The organism is Streptomyces sp. NPDC020845, from assembly GCF_044334165.1.
In the GTDB taxonomy this organism is placed as follows: domain Bacteria; phylum Actinomycetota; class Actinomycetes; order Streptomycetales; family Streptomycetaceae; genus Streptomyces.
The window spans coordinates 296,439-316,520 of record NZ_JBIRSJ010000015.1; the positions used below are offsets into that span (position 1 = coordinate 296,439).

The window sequence follows — 20,082 nt, forward strand, 5'->3', positions numbered from 1 at the left end:
TTCACACATTCGCAGGTTTGTTAAGTACCCCTTGTCGCGCCCACTGGTGCGTGTCATTGTCCTTTCCATTCATCTCCCGTCGATCACTTCCGCTTCCCACCCCGCCCGGAGCTCAAGTGTCCGCCGAATCGAAGCCCGCATCGAAGTTCGCCCCTGAATCGCCCGCCGAGCGTCCCGAGTCGGACGTCGGCCGACGGGTGCATGCGTTCCGGCGCCTGCGCCGGATGTCGCTGCGCGCCCTCGCGGAGCGCAGCGATGTCAGCGGGAGCTTCCTCAGCCAGCTCGAGCGCGGGCGCAGCAGCGCCTCCATCTCGACGCTGGCGCGTATCGCCTCCGCCCTCGGCATCACCATGGCCGAGCTGTTCGACACCTCGGCCATCGGCCCCACGCCGCTGCGCGAGCAGGACCGGCCGGAGCTCCCCTGGGTCGGCGGGGGCCGCAAGACCTCGCTCACCCGGGAGCCGCTGTCCGGGTTCGGGGCGTACGAGGCCGAGTTCGCGCCGGGGGGCTCGACCGGGGACGAGCAGTACAGCCACCCCGGGTGGCATGAGGTCGTCGTGGTCCTGACCAACCAGGTGACCGTGGAGCTCGACACCGAGCGCTTCGTACTCGGCGAGGGAGACAGCCTGGACTTCGACTCCAGGCAGCCGCACCGCATCGTCAACGAGACCGATGCTCTGTCCGTCGTTCATTGGGTGCTGGGCCCCACACAGCCCGGCGACAAGGAGTAGCCGATGTCCCCCCGATCCTCACTCTCCGGAGCGTCCCACGGCACCCAGACGCTCCCCAGAGCCCGGAGGCGGCGGCCCGCGATGGCCGGGACCGCCCTCGCGACCGTCGGTGTGCTGCTCACGGCCGGCTGCGCGCAGGGGGGACCCGGCGAGGACGCCGACTCGGCGGATCTCGTGGGCCGGCCGGCGGGCACGGTCAAGAAGGATGCGCTCGACGGCGTCCGGATGACCTTTGTGTCGTACGGCGGGGGCATGCAGGACGGCCAGGAAGGGGCGTTCGTCAAACCGTTCGCCAAGGACTCCGGCGCCGATGTGCTCACCGACGGCCCCACCGACCCCGCCAAGATCAAGGCCCAGGTGAACTCGAAGAACGTGCTGTGGGACGTGGTCGACACCACGCCGTGGGACGCCGCGGCCAACTGCGAGACGCTCTACCAGAAGCTCGACTACAAGATCATCAACACCAGCCAGCTGCCGGACCAGACGCCCGAGTCCCCCTGTATGGTCCCCTCCCTGATCTACGGATACGGCCTCTACTACAACGCCGACAAATACGCCGACAACCCGCCCACCACCTGGGCGGACTTCTTCGACACCGAGAAGTTCCCGGGCAAGCGGGCCGTCGACGGCCGCCCGACCCCCACCCCCGGCATCTTCGAGGCGGCCCTGCTGGCCGACGGCGTGGGCCCGAGCAAGCTGTATCCGCTGGACACCAAGCGGGCGCTGCGCAAATGGGACGGCATCAAGTCCGACCTCACGTACTGGAAGACCGGCGCCCAGCAGACCCAGATCGCGCAGTCCGGCCAGGCGGACATGATCATGGCCTGGAGCGGCCGTATCTACGAGGCCAATGCCAACGGCGCGAACTTCCGCCCGGTGTGGAACAACAGCTTCACCCTGTACGACGTGTTCGCCGTGCCCAAGGGCTCGAAGAACACCAAGGCCGCGATGGGCCTGATCAACTACGCGCTCGGCGAGGAGCAGCAGACCAGGCAGTCGGAGTACACCAGCTACGCGCCGGTCAACGTCAACTCCAAGCCCACCCTGTCCCCGCAGGCCCAGAAGCTCGACCCGACGCAGGAGAAGGTGCTCAACCAGTCCATCACCCCGGACTTCACCTACTGGGGCCAGAACCGCGACAAGCTGTCCACGGCCTGGACCGACTGGCTGAACCGATGACAGCGCTCTCCCCCGGGACCAGACCCGGCCGGCCCGCCGACCGGCAGGCCGGCCGGGCCCGGCGCCGCTCCGCCACCGCGGCGGAGCGTGCGCCGGGCTCCCGGCGCTGGCTGCTGATCGTGCCGACGGCGCTGCTGGTGCTGGCCGGTTTCGGCTACCCGGTCGCCACGATCGTGGTGCGCAGCGTCACCCAGCCGGAGCCCGGGCTGCAGAACTTCTCCTGGCTGCTGCACGACGCCACCGCACTCGAAGTACTGGGCCGGACCCTGGTCGTCGCCGCCGTGGCCACGCTGATCACCCTCGTGCTCGGCTATCCGTACGCGTATCTGATGACGGTCTCCGGACCGGCGCTGCGCGGGCTGCTGATGCTGGCCGTGCTGATGCCGTTCTGGACCAGCCTGATGGTGCGCGTCTTCGCCTGGGTGATCATCCTTCAGGACCATGGCGTGCTCAACACCGTCCTGGACGCGCTGGGCCTGGGCCGGACGCAGCTGCTCGGGACCACCACGGGCGTGCTGATCGGCATGTGCCAGATCCTGATGCCGTTCATGGTGCTGCCGCTGTTCAACGCGATGCGCTCGATCGACGGGCGGGTGGTGCAGGCCGGGATGATCTGCGGCGCACCGCCCTGGAAGGCGTTCTGGCGGGTCTTCGTCCCGCTGTCGCTGCCCGGGGTGTTCGCCGGGTCGCTGATGGTGTTCATCCTCTCGCTCGGCTTCTACATCACCCCCGCCGTGCTCGGCTCACCCCGCCAGGAGCTGCTGCCCAACGCGCTGTACACGCAGATCAGCGAGTTGCTGAACTGGGGCCGGGGCGGGGCGCTCGCGGTGGCGCTGCTGCTGACCGCCGGGGTGCTGCTCGCGGTGACGGCCTGGGTGTCCAAGCGGGTGACCGGTAAGTCGGCCCAGGTCACGGGAGGTCTTGAGCTGTGAGCAGGTCTGGAGCGGTGAGAGATCTGGAGCGGTGCGGAGGTCCGGAGCGGTGCGGAGGTCCGGAGCGGTGCGGAGGTCCGAAGCGGCGCGGAGGTCCGAAGCGGTGCGGAGGTCTGGAGCTGTGAGCAGACGCATCCCCCTGAAGATCTTCGGCGCGCTGGTCGCGCTCTGGCTGGTCGCCCCGACGCTGGTGGTGATCCCGCTCAGCTTCACCGGGCAGCGCTCGCTGGCGTTTCCGCCCGAGCGCTGGTCCCTGCGGTGGTACGAGACCTTCTTCTCGGACCGCCGCTGGGTGGACGATCTGCTGAACTCGCTGCAGATCGCCGCCCTCGTCGGGGTCCTGGCCACGGTGGCGGGCACGGCCGCGAGCTATGCCCTGACCCGCGGCCGGTTCCGGGGCCGCGGCGCGGTGGGCGCGCTGCTGATCGCCCCGATGCTGGTGCCCACGGTCGTCTTCGGCGTGGGCGTCTACGCCCTGTTCCTGCAGCTGCGGCTGGTGGGGACGTTCACCGGGTTCCTGATCGCGCACACCGTACTGGCCCTGCCGTTTGTGATCATCCCGGTGTCCTCGGTGCTGTCGCGGTTCGACACCACGCTGGAGCGCGCGGCGGCGATCTGCGGGGCGAGCCGGGCGCGCGCCTTCATCAGCGTCACCCTGCCGGTGATCGCGCCCGGTCTGCTGTCCGGGTTCATGTTCGCCTTTGTGACCTCCTTCGACGAGGTCGTGGTGTCCATGTTCATCTCCAGCCCCTATCTGGAGACCCTGCCGGTGCGGATGTACAGCAGCATCCAGCGCGACGTCGATCCCACCATCGCCGCCGCGGCCACCCTCATCATCTGCTTCACCAGCGCGCTGATCGCGATCGCGCTGCTCGCACAATCCCGGAGGCGACGTGTCAGCTGACCTCAAACACCGTGGGTCCGCCGACCTCAAGCGCAGCGGGGCCGCCATCGAACTGCGCGGCCTGACCAAGACGTACGGGTCGAGCCAGGCCGTACGCGGCGTCGATCTGACCATCGAGCCGGGCGAGTTCATGACGTTCCTGGGCCCCAGCGGCTCGGGCAAGACCACCACGCTCAACATGATCGCCGGGTTTGTCCCGCCGACATCCGGCGACATCCTGGTCGACGCCGAACCGCTGAACGCCGTGCCCCCGCACCGGCGCGAGATGGGCATGGTCTTCCAGGGGTACGCGCTGTTCCCGCATCTGAGCGTGTGGGACAACATCGAGTTCCCGCTGCGGCAGCGGAAGATGCCCAAGGCCGAGCGGCGCGAGCTGGTGCGCGCGGCGGTGCGGACCGTACAGCTGGAGGGGTTCGAGCGGCGCCGCCCCGCCCAGCTGTCCGGTGGCCAGCAGCAGCGCGTCGCCTTCGCCCGGGCCATCGTCTACCGGCCGCCGGTGCTGCTGATGGACGAGCCGCTGGGCGCGCTGGACAAAAAGCTCCGCGAGGCCCTGCAAGAGGAGATCCGCGAGATCCACCGCCAGGTCGGCACCACCTTCGTCTACGTCACCCATGACCAGGAGGAGGCGCTTACCCTCTCGGACCGGATCGCGGTCTACGACGACGGGCGGATCGTGCAGGTCGGCACGGCCGAGGAGCTGTACGAGCGGCCGAAGTCGCTGTTCGTCGCCCAGTTCCTCGGCGAGTCCACGCTGCTGCGCGGCGTCGTCCACCCCGACGACCCCAAGCGGCTGCACGCGGGCGCGTACGGCATCCCGCTGCCGGGCGGGCACGCGGTGCGCGGCGACGCCGTGGTGGTGATCCGCCCCGAGCGGCTACGGCTGTCGGCCGAGGAACCGGCCCCGGGCCGGGCCGGGGTGCCGGTCACCGTGCGCGACGAGTCCTATCTGGGCCATTCGCGAAAGCTGACCGTCGAACTGCCCGGCGGGTCCACCGGGCTGGTCCGCGAGGGCCCCGGCACCGCCTCCGGGCTGCGCGTCGGCGACACGGGCTTCGCCACGTGGGACCCGGCGGTAGCGGCAGTGGTCCCCGACAAGCGACTTTCTGTTAAGGACAATTGACGTGATCAACGGTCAGATCTCCTTCTGGATGCAGGACACGGCCGCCTCCGCACGCCCCGAGCGCCCGCCGCTGGACGGGGACACCACGGTCGACGTATGCGTCGTCGGCGCGGGGTACACCGGACTGTGGACGGCGTACTGGCTCCGCCAGGCGCTGCCCGACGCCTCGATCCTCGTCGTCGAGGCCCGCCATGCCGGCTACGGCGCCTCCGGCCGCAACGGCGGCTGGCTCTCCGGCAAGATGATCGGGCTCTCCCGCCATATGGCCGAGGGCCCCGGGGGCCGGCAGGCGGTGCTCGAACTGCGGCGCGCGGCCATCGACGCGTTCGACGAGATCCTGGGGATCATGGCCGACCACGGCGCGGACGTGGACGCCGTCCGCGGCGGCTATCTGACGATCGGCCGCACCCCCTCCGAACTGGCCCGGCTCCGGGCGGCCGTCGCCGCCGAACGCGACTGGGGCATGACCGAGGACGACGTACGGCTGCTGTCCGCGGCCGAGACGGCGGACCGGATCAGCATCGACGGCGTACTCGGCGCCCTGTACAGCCCGCACAACGTACGGCTGCACCCCGGAAAGCTGGTCACCGGCCTCGCCTCGGCCGTCGAGGCCGCCGGCGTCCGGATCGCCGAGCGCACCCCGGCCCTGGACATCCGCCCCGGGCAGGTGCGCACCGCACACGGCACCGTGACCGCCCGCCACATCCTGCGCGCGACCGAGGGATACACGGCGCAACTGCCCGGCCGCCGCCGGGACATGCTGCCCATGAACAGCTCGATGGTCATCACCGAGCCGCTGTCCGAAGCCGACTGGAAGACCATCGGCTGGTCCGGCGGCGAGGCCCTTTCCGGCGCCCAGCACACCTACTTCTACGCCCAGCGCACCGCCGACAACCGCATCGCCCTCGGCGGCCGCGGCCTCCCGTACCGCTTCGGCTCCCGCGTCGACCGCGACGGCCGCCTCGACCGCTGGACCATCGGCCAGTTGCACGGGGTCCTGCGTGGCCTGTGGCCCGATGTCCCCTTCGAGCTCGCCCACGCGTGGTGCGGCTCGCTGGGCGTACCACGCGACTGGTCCCCCTCGGTGGTCTGGGACCAGGCCACCGGCCTCGGCCACGCCGGGGGCTACGTCGGGCAGGGCGTGACGGCCTCGTATCTGGCCGGCCGCACCCTCGCCGACCTCGTCGCCGGCAAGGACACCCGCTACACCCGCCTGCCGTGGTCGGGCCGCACCTCCCCGCGCTGGGAGCCGGAGCCGCTGCGCTGGCTGGGCTCGTACGCGATGTACGGCCTCTACCGGATCGCCGACCTCAGCGAGGGCAGCACCCGCCACGAGCGCACCTCGGCCTTCGCGCGGCTGGCGGACGCGATCACCGGCCGGCACTGAGTTCTCCGGGCGCGGCCGGCCTCCGCGGCGGGCCTCCGCGCCGGGCCGACGCTCAGGACGGGCGGTATGTGGTCACCAGCAGCGTGGCGGCGGCGCGCGGCCCATCGGTGGTGGCGGGCAGTACGTCGACGCTGGTCCGGGTGAACCCGGCCGCGTCGAGCAGCTTGGTCCACACATGCCCCTGAAGCACCCAGCGGCGCGTTGTGGCCGCCTCCCCCTGTGGTGTCTTCGCCGGAATGTCGGCGGCCACGACATCGGGCTGGGCGGGCGCGCCGCCCACGTAGTGGGCGAGGGTGGAGAACACCAGCCGCCCGCCGGGCCGCAGCGCGGCCGCCGCCACCGGCAGCAGCTCGCGCGGGTCGGTGAAGTCCAGGGCGCCGAAGACGCTGTACAGCACGTCATACGTATCGGCCCGCTCGCGCAAATGGGTCACGACGTCGGACTGCACGATGCGCAGCCGCGGTGCGAGGTGGCCGTACAGGTCGGTGGCCATCGCGCACTGCGCGGGCGAGCCATCGACGGCGACGATCCGGGCGGGCTGATGACGGGTCGCCAGGTGCGCGGCATCCCGGGCCGCTCCGGCGCCGAGGTCGCCGACGCACAGCCCGGTCAGGTCGCCGAGGACTTCCGCACCGGGGCCGGTGTCATGGCTCCAGATCCAGCGGAAGGTCTCGGGGACGGCCCGGTCGCGGTCGGCACGGGCGCGGCCATAGTGGTGCCAGAGGTCTGCGGTGGTGGTCGTCACCCGTCCCATCGTCGCGGGTGTGTTTTGTTGACGGGCTGGTTCGCCGGAATCTCACTCCGGCGCGCTCGGGGCCCGGCCGGTCGGCCGGGCCCGGGTAGCGCCGGGCCCCCGACCTCCACGCGGCCTCCAGAACCCGGCCACGATCTGCGGCGCCGCCATCCCCCCATCCCAAAAAATCGCTTGCTCTAAATCAAGCGTTTTTGCAGGGCTGCGTCAGGGGGCACCTCCCAGCGGTAGCCGGGGAAGCATAGGGCACGGGATGGTCGGACGGATCCGATTTGCGCGGCACGCGACCACCTGGACCGAGGCGAATCCGGTACCCCGCAGATACCACCCGCCCACGACATCCCCGCCCCAGCCGAGCCGGTCCCGCGCGGCTGTGAATCGCTCGGCCCGCCGCGCGAGATCCTTGTCGTGGTCGGCCATGAAGGACGAGGTCAATTCGGTGACCTGGTCTTGGTACCAGGCCGAGGCTTTCTCCGGCTCCTCGAAGGTCGCCTTGATCATTCTGGCAGGGCGCAACAGCCAGTGCGGTACCTCCAGCGGGGGTACCTCGCTCGCCATGAAGGCGGGGTTGGCGGCCGCGATCTGCTTCCACTCCTGAGGCGAGAGGTTGTGGGTGACGAGATGGGGCGGCCGGCGCGTGGACTCATCGTCGTACGTACGTCGCTCTCCAGACCATCGGTAGCAGTGCCAGTGATGGGGCATGGGTGTGGGTGGTTCTGTCATGAGGGGGCTCCTGCGTGGGGGAGCGGCCCCGCCCTGCGGCGGGGGCTGGCTGAGGACGGGGCCGCCGTCTGTCTATGGCGCCTGGCGCCGGCTATTTCGCGTACTGGCGTCCGTCGTCCGCGTCGCCGGGGGTCTGCCCGCCGGGTGTTGGGGCGTCGGTGTCCGGCATGGTGTCGCCGTCATTCGGGTCGCGGCGGACGGCGTGCTGTAATCGCAATTGGGCCTCCTGTGAGTTCGTGCGCGCAGGGGTGTCCCCGCGCTGGTTGCGCGGTCCTCGTCTCGGCCCAGTGGCCTGCAAGCGGGAGGCCGGGACGAGGCCCTGCCTGGGATGGGCAGGGGCTGTGGGGTGGGCCGCCGAGCAGCCCACCGGTCTAGGGGGCGTCTGCCTTCAGGACCTTGATGGGTGCGGCCTTGTGGCAGTCGCAGTCGCAGCGGACGGTCATGATGAGCACTCCGCGAGTGGCAGGCGGTACCGGCGTCAACCGGACTTCGCCCGGGCCCTTGCAGAATGCGTGGATCTCGTCAGGCGTGGTGTCGGGCTCGGCGATGTACAGCGAGCAGTACGGGGACATCCGCCGGGTGCCGACGGGGACGGTCACGTCGTGTGCCTCTCGCGCTGCAGGGTGACCAGCACCGTGTACAGGTCGGCGTCCGGGTGCGGCTGTCGGCGGTTGCAGTCCGGGCACAGGTGCCGCAGGCAGCCGGGCCCAGACGCGGCTGCGCGGAGCACGGTGATCGGTTCGCGCGTGGGCTTGTCGCAGCGATAGCAGCACTCGGTCACCGGACCGCCTCCTCGCGTGGGCCCAGCGCCGCGCTGGTCGCGATCTTCAGCGCGGCGAGCAGGGCTGCAGGGTCGGTGAGGTGCCGGTCGTGCCGGAGCGGTACGCGCCAGTGGACGCCGGGCCCGGTCGTGCGGGCCACCGGTGGCACCTCGATGCAGGCAGTCGCTCCCCACACCTCGATGCTGGGCAGTCGGCCCGTGTCCCATGCGGCGGCCGCCTCGGGAGCGATGAGCCAGTACAGCACCCCGTCGAAGGGGTTCTCGATGACCGCGCCCGTGGCTCCGCCGAGCGTTTCCAGGACCGGTTCGCCGATGAAGCGTGGGACGCGCACGACGTCCCAAGAACGGCCAGCGGGCTGCAGCTGTGCACTGCGGCCGCTCGGCGGTGTCCACGGGAGCACTTCGGTACCCATGACTCACACGTCCCCTTTCCCCAGTTACGGGTAGTGAGGAGTCGGAACCGTGCGTCATGCTGTATCGGCCAATGCTGACCCGCGACGCGCATACGCGTATGAGGCTGGCGCATAGAGCCAGCGGGCGACGGTGAGACTCGGGTACCAACTGGGGTGGATATGAACTGGTCTTCGCAAGGGATTCGGGACGCCGCCCGCCAAGGCGACTACGGGCGGGTCGTCAGCCTGGCGCGCCGTGATGCCCGCGTCTCCCAACGTCAGCTCGGCGACGCCTGCGGAATCAGCCAGTCCGCCGTCTCTCGTCTCGAAGGACGCGGCACGGCCTCATACGACATGACCATTCTGGCGAGAGCTGCCACGCACCTGCACATTCCCCCGCGTCTGGTCGGCCTCGCCGATCACACAGCGGCGCATGCCGCCGAGAACGGACAGCGCGACGTGCACCGGCGCAACTTCCTCGCGGGGACCGCTGCCATCGCCGCCGCCCCGGCCCTGGCGGCCCTTCACGCTCAGCCTGCGGACACTCGACAGGCCGCAACGCTCCGCGTTGCCACTACAGCCTTCCGGCGCCTGGACGCCGCCACCTCATCACGGCACCTTTCCGAGCCGGTCCTGGCTCACCTGCGACTCATCCAGACCGTCACCGCTGAAGCCGAATCCCCTGAGCAGCGGGCCCGCCTGGCGGCCGTGGGCAGTGAAGCGGCCTCCCTCGCCGGGTGGCTGGCCTGGGACATGAACGACATCGGGTCGGCGCGCACCTGGTACGGCACAGCCATCGAGGCAGCGCGCGCATCCGGCGATCGGCTGCTCACCGCATACCAGCTCGGCAGTCTTGCCGGATTCGAGGCCGACGCCGGGAACGCTGCCCAGGGGCTCGCCCTCGTCCACCGGGCCCGTCGCCAACTGGGAGAGGATGCACCGGCCATCGCCTCCGCATGGCTCGGCACGGTCGAAGCACTCGCGCACGCGGCAGCAGGGGATCGAGCAACTGCCGACGCCGTGCTGGAGCAAGCCGCCCGGCATACGGAGGCCGTGCCGGACGAGCAGCCGCCGCCCTGGCCCTGGGTCTTCAGCTTCACGCCCAGCAAGGTGGCGGCGGCCAGATTGACATGTGGCGCGCGAATGGGGATCCCACAGTGGGTCTCCGCATCACAGGACGCCGCTACCGCCGCCCTGGCTTCAGGACACGAGAAGCAACGTGCCCTGCTTGCGCTTGACCTAGCCGCGGCGCATATGGCCGAGGGACGGCTGGACGGGGCATTCGCGCTGGCTGCGCGAGCACTTGAAGCGGGGGTGCGGTACCGCTCAGGCCGGGTCATAGAGCGTGCGCGCAGCCTCCGGCGCGCCTGCACTTCAACGACCCCGCCCCGGGTTGTCAGGGACTTCGACGAGCGGCTGCACGGCATCTACCTGTAAGCACTGTGGAAGGAGAACGACATATGCGACTGGGGATCACTGGCCACCGCGGGCTGCCGGCCGAGACGGAGCAACTGGTCCGTGAGGCCTTGCGCGAGGAGGTGAAGCGGCACCCGCCACAAGCGCTGGTCGGTGTCTCTTGCATCGCCGACGGCCCTGACGCCTGGTTCGCCGAGATGGTCCTGGAAGCTGGGGGAACGCTGGAGGTCGTCGTGCCCGCAGAGCAGTACCGGGACGGCCTTCCCGAGGAGCACCACCAGTCCTATGACGAGCTCCTGCGCCAAGCGGCGGAAGTCCATCGCACGGGCATGGTGGCATCGGACTCCCAGGCGCACATGGCTGGTAGCGAGATCCTGGTGGGCGTCGTGGATGAGCTGATCGCCGTGTGGGACGGGCAGCCGGCCCGCGGGTACGGCGGTACGGCCGACGTCGTGGCTTACGCGGAGCGCACGGGTGTCCGTACTCGCGTGATCTGGCCGGAGGGCGCTGCTCGGGACTGAGCGCGTCCAGCCCATGCGTGAGCAGGCGAAGATCGACGGGTCCACCGAGTCGGTCATCCTCCGCGAGACGTTGCAACTGCACGGACTGCAAGACGACCGCAGTCAATTCGACCGCTTCGCCCAGCCCCTCGGCACAGCACACATACGACGCGCTGACAAACTTCGCAAGCGTAGGCACGCCCTCCCCGGCGCGCCGACGTTGCTCGCTGCCCTCGGGGGCACGTGACGGCATCATGCAGACGGTGGTGACAGGCAATATCCGCGCCGCCGAGGTCAAGTTGGCCGCCTTCGGCCTCCACCGCCACTTGGACCTCACGATCGGTGCCTTCGGGGAGGATGCCGACGGACGACCGGAGCTGGTGCGTACCGCTCTCAAACGTGCCCAGGTCCTCCCGGCACAGGCTGTTCTGCTCGGCGATACGCCCGCCGTTGTGCAGGGCGCGCTGGACGCGGGTGACGCACCGCGTTTGAGTACCTCGCGCACTGGGCGAAGGCAGATCCGCCCTCAGAGCCATCTATACACCGTGTTTATACATGCCGTGTATAGTCCGAGCCGTTCAAGACCACCCGGCACTGCCGGCACGTCAGAAAGGCTCGTCCATGTACGCCAAGGCATTGGCTCCCGAATACCAAGGCGCCCTCAGTTCCCTCTCGGTGAACTCCTCCCTGACCGACGTCCTCGCCGAGGGGACCGACCGGCTGCGCGCCGCCGAACAGGCGGGCTCCCAGCGGGAGGCCGCGCGCTCGGGGCTCGCCGTGGCGGAGGCGCACCGCCGTCTGGGCCATGTCGAGGAGGCCGACCGCGCCTGGAAGGCGAGCTACCGCGCCGCCCGCTCGGCCGGTGACGTCGGTGCGATGGCATGGGCGGTGTGGAGCGGCGGCACCCTCGCCCGGCAGCGGGGCTCGCTCGCCCTGGCCCGCCGGCTGCTCGCCCTCGCCGCCGAGCTGGGCAAGCGCGGCGACGACGTGGTGGCCCGGGGCTACTCGCTGGCCGGGCTCGCGGAGACCGGCCGCATCCAGGGCGACTACGAGGCCGTGCACGCCCTCCACGAGCAGCTGCTCGCCGAGGCCCGCAAGCGCGGCGAGGCCCGGCACACCGTCTGGGCGTTGGAGGGCATCGCCCAGATCCACCGGAACACCGGCTCGTACGACACTGCCTTCGCGATGTTCGAGGAGGCCGCCGCCATCGCCGCGCAGGCCGACGACCAGCGCGGCCGGGCGTGGGCGCTGCGCGGCATGGCCGACATCGTGTCCCTGCGGGACAAGGACGTGGACCGGGCCCTGGCACTGCTGTCCGAGGCGGAGCTCGTCTGCCGCGAGATGAAGCTGACCAGCGCGCTGGCCTACAACCTCAAGATGCGCGGCAACGTCCTCTTCCGCGCCGGCCGTTACGTGCCCGCCCGGGAGTGCTACGAGACGGCGCTGGCCGAGTTCCGCGCCATGAGCGAGCCGCGCGGCACGGCGCTGTCCCGCCTGGGGCTGGCCAAGACGCTCGCCCGGCTGGGGCAGGACCCGGCGCTCACCGCCGCGGAACTGGACGACCTGCGGCGGGAACTGGACCGCATCGGGCTGCGGCACGCCCGCGAGATGGTCGACGCGGCCTACGAGGAGCTGGGCATAGCGCGGCTCACCACGCACCCCGCACCCACCGCCGCCACGCCCGGCGCACCCGCCACGCCCGGCGCACCCGCCATACCCAGCGCACGAGAGGTCCAAGAGGCGGTGGCCGTCCGATGACCGCGCCCCTCACCGCACCCGCGCCCCCGCTCCCGCACCCGACCACCACCCCACCCGCCCTCGCCCCCGCTTCCGCGTCGCACACCCTCGCCCGCTGCCGGAGCCTCGTACTCCCCGCGCTGACCGCGGCCGTGGAACGGCTCCATCCGTACCCGGGCGAGATGGCCGCCTTCTCCTTCGGCTGGTGTGAGGTGGGCGGCACCCCGGCCGCCGGACGGCCCGGTGGCGGCAAGAGCGGCGGCAAGGGCGTACGCCAGGCCCTGGCCGTGCTCGGCGCGGAGGCGGCGGGCGCGCCCGGGGCGACCGCGGTCGCCGGGGCGGTCGCCGTGGAGCTGGTCCACGCCTTCTCACTTCTGCACGACGACATCATGGACGGCGACGAGACCCGGCGCCGGCGCGCTTCCGTATGGAAGGCGTACGGCACCGGCCCGGCCGTTCTGGCCGGGGACGCGCTGTTCGCCCTCGCGGTGCAGACGCTCGCCGAGTCGCAGAGCCCGCACGGCGGCGCGGCGATCCGGCAGCTGTCGGGGGCGCTGGGCGACCTGGTGCGCGGCCAGGCGGAGGATCTGCTGTTCGAGTCCCGCCCCTGGACCGGCCCCGACGCGGTCCGCACCGCCGAATACCGTGCGATGGCCGAGGGCAAGACCGGGGCGCTGCTGGGCTGCGCCGCGGCGCTCGGCGCCCAGCTCGCGGGCGCTCCGGAGCCGGTCGTCACCGCGCTGGACCGGGCCGGGCGCCACGTCGGGGTGGCCTTCCAGGCCGTGGACGATCTGCTCGGCATATGGGGCGATCCGCGCGTCACGGGCAAGCCCGTGCACGGCGATCTGCGCCGGAGGAAGAAGACGCTGCCCGTGCTGGCTGCCCTGGCCGCCGACGGCCCGGCCGCCCGCGAACTCGCCGCGCTCCTCAGCGCCTCCCCGGACGCCGACGCGCCGGACACCATCCCGGACGACGCGGCCGTCCACCGCGCCGCCGAACTCGTCGAAGAGGCGTGCGGGCGGGCCGCCACCCTCGCCGAGGCCCACCACCACCTGGACGCCGCCCGCGCCCAGCTGGCCTCCGTCCCGCTGGCCCCGACCGCGGCCGCCGAACTCCTGGCCCTGCTGCCGTTCCTCGTCGACCGCGCGCTGTAACGGTCCGGTATGACGGACAGCCACCCCTTTGGCCCGCTGTGCGCGCGGCGCCGGGCCGCCTCACCCATGCTGGCCGGGGAGAAGACCGCTGAGCCGGTGAGGAAGGACAGGTGTGGAAGGACGGGGCCCGATGAGGCTTGTCGTCGATCTCAACCGTTGCCAGGGGTACGCGCAGTGCGTCTTTCTGGCGCCGGACGTGTTCTCCCTGAAAGGGGAGGAGGCACTGCGGTACACCCCTTACGTCGACGACGCGCGCCGTGAGCAGGTGGCCGCCGCGGTGGCCGCCTGCCCGGTCCAGGCGATTCTGCTGGACGACCGAACAGACGACGTGATCGACGACGCAATGGACGACGTGGCCGACGACATGACGGGCGCCCCGCTCCCGGCAGCCTTCGATGTCCACCACTGACGAACGCGGCGCGAGCAGCGCCCGCCGCCCCGACGACAGCCTGGCGCGGCTGCGGCGCGAGGGGCGGATCGTCATCGTCGGCGCCTCCCTGGCCGGGCTGCGGGCCGCGGAGACCCTGCGCGAGGAGGGCTTCGCCGGTTCGCTCACGATCATCGGCGACGAGCCCGACCGGCCGTACGACCGCCCGCCGCTGTCCAAGCAGGTGCTGGTGGGCGGCGCGGCCGCGGACCGCACCACGCTGCCCCGGCGCCGGGCGATCCGGGCCCACTGGCGCCTGCGGACCGCCGCCACCGGGCTGGACCTGACGGCCCGCCGGGTGCGCCTGGCCGACGGCGACGAGGTGCCGTACGACCGGCTGCTGATCACCACCGGCGCCCGCTCCCGCCCCTGGCCGCACCCCGCCGAAGCCGAACTCGACGGCGTCTTCGTCCTGCGTACCCGCCGGGACGCGGAACGGCTGGGGCGGCGGCTGATGGCCGGGCCCCGGCGGGTGCTGGTCATCGGCGCGGGATTCACCGGTTCGGAGATCGCGTCCGCCTGCCGGGAGTTGGGGCTGCCCGTCACCGTCGCCGAACGCGGCCCGGCACCGCTGGTGGGCGCCCTGGGCGGGGTGATCGGCCAGGTCGCGGCGGAGCTGCAGCGGGAGCACGGCGTCGATCTGCGCTGCTCGGTCATGGTCACCGCGCTGGAGGGCGACGCGGCGGGGCGGCTGCGACGCGCCCATCTGTCCGACGGCACCGCCCTCGACGCGGACCTGGCCGTGGTCGCGCTCGGCGCCGTCCGCAACACCGAGTGGCTGGACGGGTCGGGGCTCGGCGCCGGGCCCCGGGGCGTCGCATGCGACGCCGGGTGCCGGGCGTTCGACGTCCGGGGCCTGGTCACCGACGACGTGTTCGCGGCCGGGGACGTCGCCCGGGCCCCGCATCCGCTCTTCGGCTATCAGTTCCTGTCCCTCGACCACTGGGGCAACGCCGTCGCGCAGGCCGAGGTCGCGGCGCACAACATGATCAGCCCCGGCCCGGACCGCCGCCCCCACCTGTGGGTCCCCGCCTTCTGGTCGTCGCAGTTCGGGGTGAACATCAAGTCGGTCGGGGTGCCCTCGATGGGCGAGGAAATCCTCATCGCCCAGGGGTCGCTGGCCGAGCACAGCTTCGCCGGCGTCTACGGCTGCCAGGGCCGCGTCGTCGCCGCCGTCACCTTCGACCAGGCCAAGTGGCTGGACTTCTACCGGCAGCAGATCGAGACGGCCGCGCCCTTCCCGCCGCCCTTCCGCTCCGTGGACCGCCGGCCCGACGGACTGCGTCCGGTGCCCGCCGGATTCCCCGACCCCTCCCTGCCGTCCCACGGCCCGACCGTGACCCTCAGCGGCTACTCGCCGACCGAACGGCGGATCGTCTTCACCCCCGCCCGGGCCTGACGGGCCCGCCACCCGGAAGGACCCTCCGTCATGACGTACGGCACATATCTGCGGAAGATCACCGACCCCGCCAACCGCGCCGACCCCTACCCCCTCTACGCCGAACTGCGGAAGACGCCCGTGCTGCGGGACGAGGGCGGCCCGTACCTCGTCAGCACGTACTGGGAGATCCACGGCCTGCTGCACGACCCGCGGATCAGCTCCGACCCCCGTAACCTCGACCCGGACGCCGCCGCCGCGCTCGCCGTGACCGAGGAGGCGGACGATCCGACCCTGCCGCCGAGCTTTCTGCGGCTCGACCCGCCCGAGCACGACCGGCTGCGCCGGATCGCGACGTACTCCTTCGGGCCGCCGCACACCCCGCGGCGGATCCACGACATGCGCGGCGAGCTCGCCCGGATCGTCACCGACCTCATCGACGACTTCGAGGGCCGGGACCGGGCCGACCTGGTCGACGACTTCGCGTACCCCTTCCCGGTGACCGTGATCTGCCGGCTGCTGGGGGTGCCCCGCGCCGACGAACCGCTCTTCCACGCCTGGGCCGACACCATGCTCACCAGCCTCGACCCCGCCGCCGCGGACGCGAACATCGCCGACCGGCGCCGGGCCGTCCGGCAGGCCCGTGTCGAGCTGGGCATGTACCTGTCCGAGCTGATCGAGGACCGCCGCCGCGCACCGGGCGAGGACATGCTCTCCTCACTCATCCACGGGGACGGCCCGGACGGCCGGATGAGCCACGCCGAACTGGTCAGCACCGCCGTACTGCTGCTGATCGCCGGGCACGAGACGACCGTCAACCTGATCGCCAACGGAATGCTGACCCTGCTGCGCCACCAGGACGTCCTCAAGCGGCTGCACGACGACTCACGCCTGGCCGTCCCGCTGGTGGAAGAGGTGCTGCGCTACGACCCCCCGGTCCAACTGCTGCCGCAGCGCACCCCGCTCACCGATATCGACATCGCGGGCGTCACCATCCCCAAGGGGGCGGCCATCTGGCTGGTCCTGGCCTCCGGCAACCGCGACCCGAAGCGCTTCCCCGACCCCGACCGGTTCGACCCGGACCGCAAGGACAACCAGCACCTGGGCTTCGGCAGCGGCATCCACATCTGCTACGGCGCGCCGCTGGCCCGGCTGGAAGGCCAGATCGCGCTGGCCGAACTCGCCCGCCGGCTGGAGAACCCCCGGCTCCTGGAGGACCCGCCCCCGTACCGCCACAACGCGGTGCTGCGCGGCCCGCGCCACCTGCCCGTCGGATTCGACGGCGTACGCCCGGCCCGGGAACCCTGAACGCGGCGCTGGCGCATGCGCTTCAGCCACGGCCGCGTCTGAAGCGGTCCGCCGCCTCGGCGAGGTCCACGATCGGGTCGGGGTAGGCGAGGGCGGCGCGGACCGGGCCGGGCAGCCGCCAGGGGCGGTGCACGGCCGGGCCCTCGACGGCGGCGAGTTCGGGCACCCAGCGGCGTACGTACTCCCCTTCGGGGTCGTGGCGCAGCGCCTGGGTCAGCGGGTTGAGAATCCGGTTGGGGCGGGTGTCGGTGCCGGTGCCGGCCACCCACTGCCAGTTGAGCTGGTTGTTCGCGATATCGCCGTCCACCAGCAGCGCGAGGAAATGCCGCGCTCCGGTGCGCCAGTCGATGTACAGGGTCTTCGCCAGAAAGCTCGCCGCCACCAGCCGCGCCCGGCCCGGCATCCAGCCCTCCTGCATCAGCTGGCGCATCGCCGCGTCCACAACCGGATAGCCGGTCAGCCCCGCGCACCAGGCCGCGACCTCGTCCGCGTCGTGGCGCCAGCGGTCGTACCGCGGGCGGTAGTCGCGGTGGGCGGCGTCCGGGCGCGCGGCCAGCACCTGGTAGTGGAAGTCCCGCCAGGCCAGCTGACGTACGAACGCCTCGGCCCCCGGACCCCCCGCATCCAGCGCCCGGCGCGCCACCTCCACCGGCGACAGACAGCCGAAGTGCAGATAGGGGGAGAGCCGGGACGTGGCGTCCCCGGCCAGGTCGTCCTGCCGCCCGGCGTAGTCCGCCAGCGGCCCCGCCGCCCACCGCCGCAACCTGCGACGGGCCGCCGTCTCACCCCCGGCGGGCAGATCGGGTGAGGCCGCGCCCGGGGCCAGGGACGCCGCGGTGGGCAGGGCGACGGACCGGACCGAGGGCACTCGAACCACACGCGGCGCCCGGAGCGGGGCGCGCCACGGCTCGCTCCGCCAGCGGCGGTAGTACGGGGTGAACACCGCGAAGTGGTCCTTGCGCAGGGTTCCGCCCGAGGTGCCGTGGTCCTCGGCCGACTCACCCCGGCCATCGCCCGGCAGGCGACCCCCCTCGCCCGACTCGCCGCGCCCAACGCCCGACGCACCGCGGCCGCTGCCCGAAGGCACGAGCACACCGGGCGCGACCACCGTCACCGCGCCCTCGTGGACCCGTAGCTCTCGCCGCTCGCGCGCCAGCGCCGCGCGCAGCCGCGCCTCGCGCCGCGCCGCGTAACCGCTCGCGCCGCCCGCCACGTGCACCGCCCCGGCCCCGACGCGCGCCGCGACCCGGCAGGTCTCCTGGACCACCTCGCCCCGCTGGACCACCAGCCGTCCACCGCGCGCCCGCAGCGCCGCGTCGAGGTCGGCGAGGCAGTCGGCGAGAAAGGCGACCCTGTTGGGCACGACGAAATCCGCGTCCCGTATCCCGGAATCGACGACGAACAGCGGCACCACGCTCTCCGCCTCCCGCAGCGCGCCGTCCAGCACTGGGTTGTCGTGCACCCGCAGATCCGCGGTGAACAGGGCGACGCTCACACGCACCGGCACTCACCACCCCGCTCAACCGGCCGCTCAGCCGGGCACGGCCGCGTGCGCCTCGGCCCGGGCGGCGACGTTCCGGGCCATGCCGTCGAAGACCAGACCGCCGCAGGCCGCGCCGCCCCAGCCGCAGAGTCGGCCGGTCAGCCCGTGCGGCTCGAAGACGGCGTGCTGCCGGTACACCGCGCCGCCCGCCCCGTCCTCGCCCACCGAGATCTCCAGCCAGGCCGGTCCGGGCAGCGGCAGCTCGGACCGCAGCCGCAGCCGCCGCCGCGGCTCCACCTCCTCCACCCGCCAGAAGCGCAGCCGGTCCCCGGCCCGCAGCGGCGCGGCCTCCCGGCGGCCCAGGTGCAGACCCACCCGGCCGACCACCGTGTCCAGCCAGCCGCGCAGCGCCCAGGCGGGCGGCAGGGACTGCCAGCGCTCCCCGCGCGCGATCCCCTCCACCGCCTGCCAAAGTTCCTCCGGCGCCGCGTCCACCACCCGCTCGCGGTGGTCGACGCGGCGGCTGCCGCCCGCCCAGGGCGGGTCCGTCGGCAGCGGATCGCTCGGCTCGGGCATCGGCTCGGGCTGCGCCGCATGCGACCGCAGTGCCAGCCGTAGCGCCTGGTCCAGGGGGAGTGGGCCGTCCGGGGAACCGTTCAGGGCACCGTCCGAAGAACCCTCCGAAGGCATCGGCACATAGCGAGCGATGTCCCCCTCCCCGCAGACCACTTCATGCCGCAGCGACTCCACCAGCGGGCGGGCGAGGGCGCCCGGTACGGGCGTGACCAGGCCGACCCACAGGCTGGAGAGGCGTGGGGTGAGCACCGGCACGGGGATCACCAGCCGCCGCGGCAGCCCGGCGACGGCCGCGTACCGCCGCATCATGTCGCGGTAGGTGACCACGTCCGGCCCGCCGATGTCGAAGGCGCGGTTCACCTCGTACGGCAGTCGGGCGCAGCCCACCAGCAGCCGGAGCACGTCGCGGACGGCGATCGGCTGGGTCCGGGTGCGCACCCAGCGCGGGGTGACCATCACCGGGAGCCGTTCGGTCAGATGGCGCAGCATCTCGAACGAAGCCGAACCCGAGCCGATGATCACACCGGCCCGCAGTGCGGCCGTGGGCACCCCCGACGCCAGCAGCACGCGGCCCACCTCGGCCCGCGAGCGCAGATGGGGCGACAGATCGCGCTCGGGCACCCCGGACGGGGTCAGCCCGCCGAGGTAGACGATCCGCCGGACCCCGGCGGCGCGCGCCTGTTCCCCGAAGTTCCGGGCCGCCCGGCGGTCGGTCTCCTCGAAGCCGGGGCCGGTCCCGAGCGAGTGCACCAGGTAGTACGCGACGTCCACGCCCTCCATCGCCGCCCGTACGGACCGCGCGTCCAGGACGTCCCCGCGCGCCTGCCCCACCCGCTCCGCCCAGGGCTGCCGACGCAGCTTGTCGGGCGAGCGGACCAGGCAGCGCACCGGATGCCCGGCCGCCAGCAGTTCGGGCACCAGTCTGCTGCCGATGTAGCCGGTCGCCCCGGTGACCAGGCAGCGCGGCGGCGGGGATGACGGGGACGACGCGGACGACGCGGACGACGGGTCGAGATTGCGGTGATCTGCCATGCCGGACTCCGTGACTGCAAGACTCCGTGACCGGTAACCGATGACCGCGCGGCTGCGCGGCTCCATGGCCTCCCCCAAGCCATGCTCCGGGCCTCCACCGGGCGGCGCAACCGCCGGGCGCGTGGAGTGGCCGCCCGCCGAAGGCCGTCGGAGGATGAGAGCAAGCGATGT

21 protein-coding genes are annotated in these 20,082 nt (G+C 72.3%); 13 read left to right on the forward strand and 8 right to left on the reverse strand.

The features are described from left to right. Positions 1-116 precede the first annotated feature (116 nt). From ACH4U7_RS36925 to ACH4U7_RS36950, 6 genes are all read left to right on the forward strand, one after another. Positions 117-731, forward strand: a complete 615-nt coding sequence (locus ACH4U7_RS36925) for a helix-turn-helix domain-containing protein (RefSeq protein WP_089512856.1) — start codon at positions 117-119, stop codon at positions 729-731. Positions 732-734: 3 nt separating this feature from the next. Next, on the forward strand, positions 735-1,910 hold the full coding sequence (locus ACH4U7_RS36930; protein WP_398532138.1) for an ABC transporter substrate-binding protein: 1,176 nt from the start codon (positions 735-737) through the stop codon (positions 1,908-1,910). After that, the gene (locus ACH4U7_RS36935) at positions 1,907-2,842 is read left to right on the forward strand and encodes an ABC transporter permease (RefSeq protein WP_398532139.1); all 936 of its coding nucleotides are present in this window, start codon (positions 1,907-1,909) and stop codon (positions 2,840-2,842) included. Before ACH4U7_RS36930 ends, ACH4U7_RS36935 begins: the two co-directional genes overlap by 4 nt. A gap of 121 nt (positions 2,843-2,963) precedes the next feature. Next, complete coding sequence (locus tag ACH4U7_RS36940) at positions 2,964-3,746, forward strand: ABC transporter permease (protein WP_398532140.1); 783 nt, start codon at positions 2,964-2,966, stop codon at positions 3,744-3,746. Beyond that, complete coding sequence (locus ACH4U7_RS36945; protein ID WP_398532141.1) at positions 3,736-4,866, forward strand: ABC transporter ATP-binding protein; 1,131 nt, start codon at positions 3,736-3,738, stop codon at positions 4,864-4,866. The genes ACH4U7_RS36940 and ACH4U7_RS36945 overlap by 11 nt, the downstream gene beginning before the upstream one ends. A 1-nt stretch (position 4,867) precedes the next feature. After that, positions 4,868-6,253, forward strand: a complete 1,386-nt coding sequence (locus ACH4U7_RS36950; protein ID WP_398532142.1) for an NAD(P)/FAD-dependent oxidoreductase — start codon at positions 4,868-4,870, stop codon at positions 6,251-6,253. 52 nt (positions 6,254-6,305) lie between these two features. Here the strand turns inward: ACH4U7_RS36950 and ACH4U7_RS36955 are convergent, their stop codons facing one another. The 6 genes from ACH4U7_RS36955 to ACH4U7_RS36980 all read right to left on the reverse strand — a co-directional run bounded on the left by ACH4U7_RS36955 (position 6,306) and on the right by ACH4U7_RS36980 (position 8,921). Continuing rightward, positions 6,306-7,007 carry a class I SAM-dependent methyltransferase gene (locus tag ACH4U7_RS36955; RefSeq protein WP_398532143.1) on the reverse strand — a complete coding sequence of 234 codons (702 nt, stop codon included), beginning with the start codon at positions 7,005-7,007 and terminating at the stop codon, positions 6,306-6,308. A 204-nt stretch (positions 7,008-7,211) separates the two neighbouring features. Further along, the gene (locus tag ACH4U7_RS36960; RefSeq protein ID WP_398532144.1) at positions 7,212-7,727 is read right to left on the reverse strand and encodes a hypothetical protein; all 516 of its coding nucleotides are present in this window, start codon (positions 7,725-7,727) and stop codon (positions 7,212-7,214) included. A gap of 91 nt (positions 7,728-7,818) precedes the next feature. After that, the gene (locus ACH4U7_RS36965; protein WP_398532145.1) at positions 7,819-7,944 is read right to left on the reverse strand and encodes a hypothetical protein; all 126 of its coding nucleotides are present in this window, start codon (positions 7,942-7,944) and stop codon (positions 7,819-7,821) included. A gap of 154 nt (positions 7,945-8,098) precedes the next feature. Continuing rightward, entirely contained in the window at positions 8,099-8,326 is a 228-nt protein-coding gene (locus ACH4U7_RS36970; protein WP_398532146.1) for a hypothetical protein, read from the reverse strand. After that, positions 8,323-8,508, reverse strand: coding sequence for a hypothetical protein (locus ACH4U7_RS36975; protein ID WP_398532147.1), 186 nt, complete (start codon positions 8,506-8,508; stop codon positions 8,323-8,325). Before ACH4U7_RS36975 ends, ACH4U7_RS36970 begins: the two co-directional genes overlap by 4 nt. Continuing rightward, the gene (locus ACH4U7_RS36980) at positions 8,505-8,921 is read right to left on the reverse strand and encodes a hypothetical protein (protein WP_398532148.1); all 417 of its coding nucleotides are present in this window, start codon (positions 8,919-8,921) and stop codon (positions 8,505-8,507) included. The genes ACH4U7_RS36975 and ACH4U7_RS36980 overlap by 4 nt, the downstream gene beginning before the upstream one ends. Positions 8,922-9,080: 159 nt before the next feature. Between ACH4U7_RS36980 and ACH4U7_RS36985 the strand changes: the two genes are divergently transcribed. The 7 genes from ACH4U7_RS36985 (at position 9,081) to ACH4U7_RS37015 (ending at position 16,820) form a co-directional block, all read left to right on the forward strand. Continuing rightward, positions 9,081-10,337, forward strand: coding sequence for a helix-turn-helix domain-containing protein (locus tag ACH4U7_RS36985; RefSeq protein ID WP_398532149.1), 1,257 nt, complete (start codon positions 9,081-9,083; stop codon positions 10,335-10,337). Positions 10,338-10,360: 23 nt separating this feature from the next. After that, positions 10,361-10,837 carry a hypothetical protein gene (locus tag ACH4U7_RS36990; RefSeq protein WP_398532150.1) on the forward strand — a complete coding sequence of 159 codons (477 nt, stop codon included), beginning with the start codon at positions 10,361-10,363 and terminating at the stop codon, positions 10,835-10,837. Between the two features lie 600 nt (positions 10,838-11,437). After that, a complete protein-coding gene (locus ACH4U7_RS36995) occupies positions 11,438-12,574 on the forward strand; it encodes a tetratricopeptide repeat protein (protein ID WP_398532151.1) in 1,137 nt (378 codons plus the stop codon). After that, the gene (locus ACH4U7_RS37000; protein WP_398532152.1) at positions 12,571-13,707 is read left to right on the forward strand and encodes a polyprenyl synthetase family protein; all 1,137 of its coding nucleotides are present in this window, start codon (positions 12,571-12,573) and stop codon (positions 13,705-13,707) included. The genes ACH4U7_RS36995 and ACH4U7_RS37000 overlap by 4 nt, the downstream gene beginning before the upstream one ends. Positions 13,708-13,837: 130 nt before the next feature. Continuing rightward, positions 13,838-14,116, forward strand: a complete 279-nt coding sequence (locus ACH4U7_RS37005; RefSeq protein WP_398532153.1) for a ferredoxin — start codon at positions 13,838-13,840, stop codon at positions 14,114-14,116. Continuing rightward, positions 14,103-15,533 carry an NAD(P)/FAD-dependent oxidoreductase gene (locus ACH4U7_RS37010; protein ID WP_398532154.1) on the forward strand — a complete coding sequence of 477 codons (1,431 nt, stop codon included), beginning with the start codon at positions 14,103-14,105 and terminating at the stop codon, positions 15,531-15,533. The genes ACH4U7_RS37005 and ACH4U7_RS37010 overlap by 14 nt, the downstream gene beginning before the upstream one ends. 30 nt (positions 15,534-15,563) lie before the next feature. Continuing rightward, the gene (locus tag ACH4U7_RS37015) at positions 15,564-16,820 is read left to right on the forward strand and encodes a cytochrome P450 (RefSeq protein WP_398532155.1); all 1,257 of its coding nucleotides are present in this window, start codon (positions 15,564-15,566) and stop codon (positions 16,818-16,820) included. Positions 16,821-16,842: 22 nt separating this feature from the next. On the opposite strand, the gene ACH4U7_RS37020 is transcribed toward ACH4U7_RS37015, so the two are convergent. Together ACH4U7_RS37020 and ACH4U7_RS37025 are read right to left on the reverse strand one after the other, a co-directional pair. Next, positions 16,843-18,321, reverse strand: coding sequence for a cryptochrome/photolyase family protein (locus tag ACH4U7_RS37020; RefSeq protein WP_398532156.1), 1,479 nt, complete (start codon positions 18,319-18,321; stop codon positions 16,843-16,845). Between the two features lie 30 nt (positions 18,322-18,351). Beyond that, entirely contained in the window at positions 18,352-19,911 is a 1,560-nt protein-coding gene (locus tag ACH4U7_RS37025) for a DUF2867 domain-containing protein (RefSeq protein WP_398532157.1), read from the reverse strand. Positions 19,912-20,082 lie beyond the last annotated feature (171 nt).

Coding starts and splice junctions, on each gene's coding strand:
- ACH4U7_RS37010 (WP_398532154.1), top strand. CDS start 14,103: ATGTCCACCACTGACGAACGCGGCGCGAGCAGCGCCCGCCGCCCCGAC.
- ACH4U7_RS37005 (WP_398532153.1), top strand. CDS start 13,838: ATGAGGCTTGTCGTCGATCTCAACCGTTGCCAGGGGTACGCGCAGTGC.
- ACH4U7_RS36955 (WP_398532143.1), bottom strand. CDS start 7,007: ATGGGACGGGTGACGACCACCACCGCAGACCTCTGGCACCACTATGGC.
- ACH4U7_RS36985 (WP_398532149.1), top strand. CDS start 9,081: ATGAACTGGTCTTCGCAAGGGATTCGGGACGCCGCCCGCCAAGGCGAC.
- ACH4U7_RS37000 (WP_398532152.1), top strand. CDS start 12,571: ATGACCGCGCCCCTCACCGCACCCGCGCCCCCGCTCCCGCACCCGACC.
- ACH4U7_RS36960 (WP_398532144.1), bottom strand. CDS start 7,727: ATGACAGAACCACCCACACCCATGCCCCATCACTGGCACTGCTACCGA.
- ACH4U7_RS36935 (WP_398532139.1), top strand. CDS start 1,907: ATGACAGCGCTCTCCCCCGGGACCAGACCCGGCCGGCCCGCCGACCGG.
- ACH4U7_RS37015 (WP_398532155.1), top strand. CDS start 15,564: ATGACGTACGGCACATATCTGCGGAAGATCACCGACCCCGCCAACCGC.
- ACH4U7_RS36980 (WP_398532148.1), bottom strand. CDS start 8,921: ATGGGTACCGAAGTGCTCCCGTGGACACCGCCGAGCGGCCGCAGTGCA.
- ACH4U7_RS36995 (WP_398532151.1), top strand. CDS start 11,438: ATGTACGCCAAGGCATTGGCTCCCGAATACCAAGGCGCCCTCAGTTCC.
- ACH4U7_RS36930 (WP_398532138.1), top strand. CDS start 735: ATGTCCCCCCGATCCTCACTCTCCGGAGCGTCCCACGGCACCCAGACG.
- ACH4U7_RS36990 (WP_398532150.1), top strand. CDS start 10,361: ATGCGACTGGGGATCACTGGCCACCGCGGGCTGCCGGCCGAGACGGAG.
- ACH4U7_RS37025 (WP_398532157.1), bottom strand. CDS start 19,911: ATGGCAGATCACCGCAATCTCGACCCGTCGTCCGCGTCGTCCGCGTCG.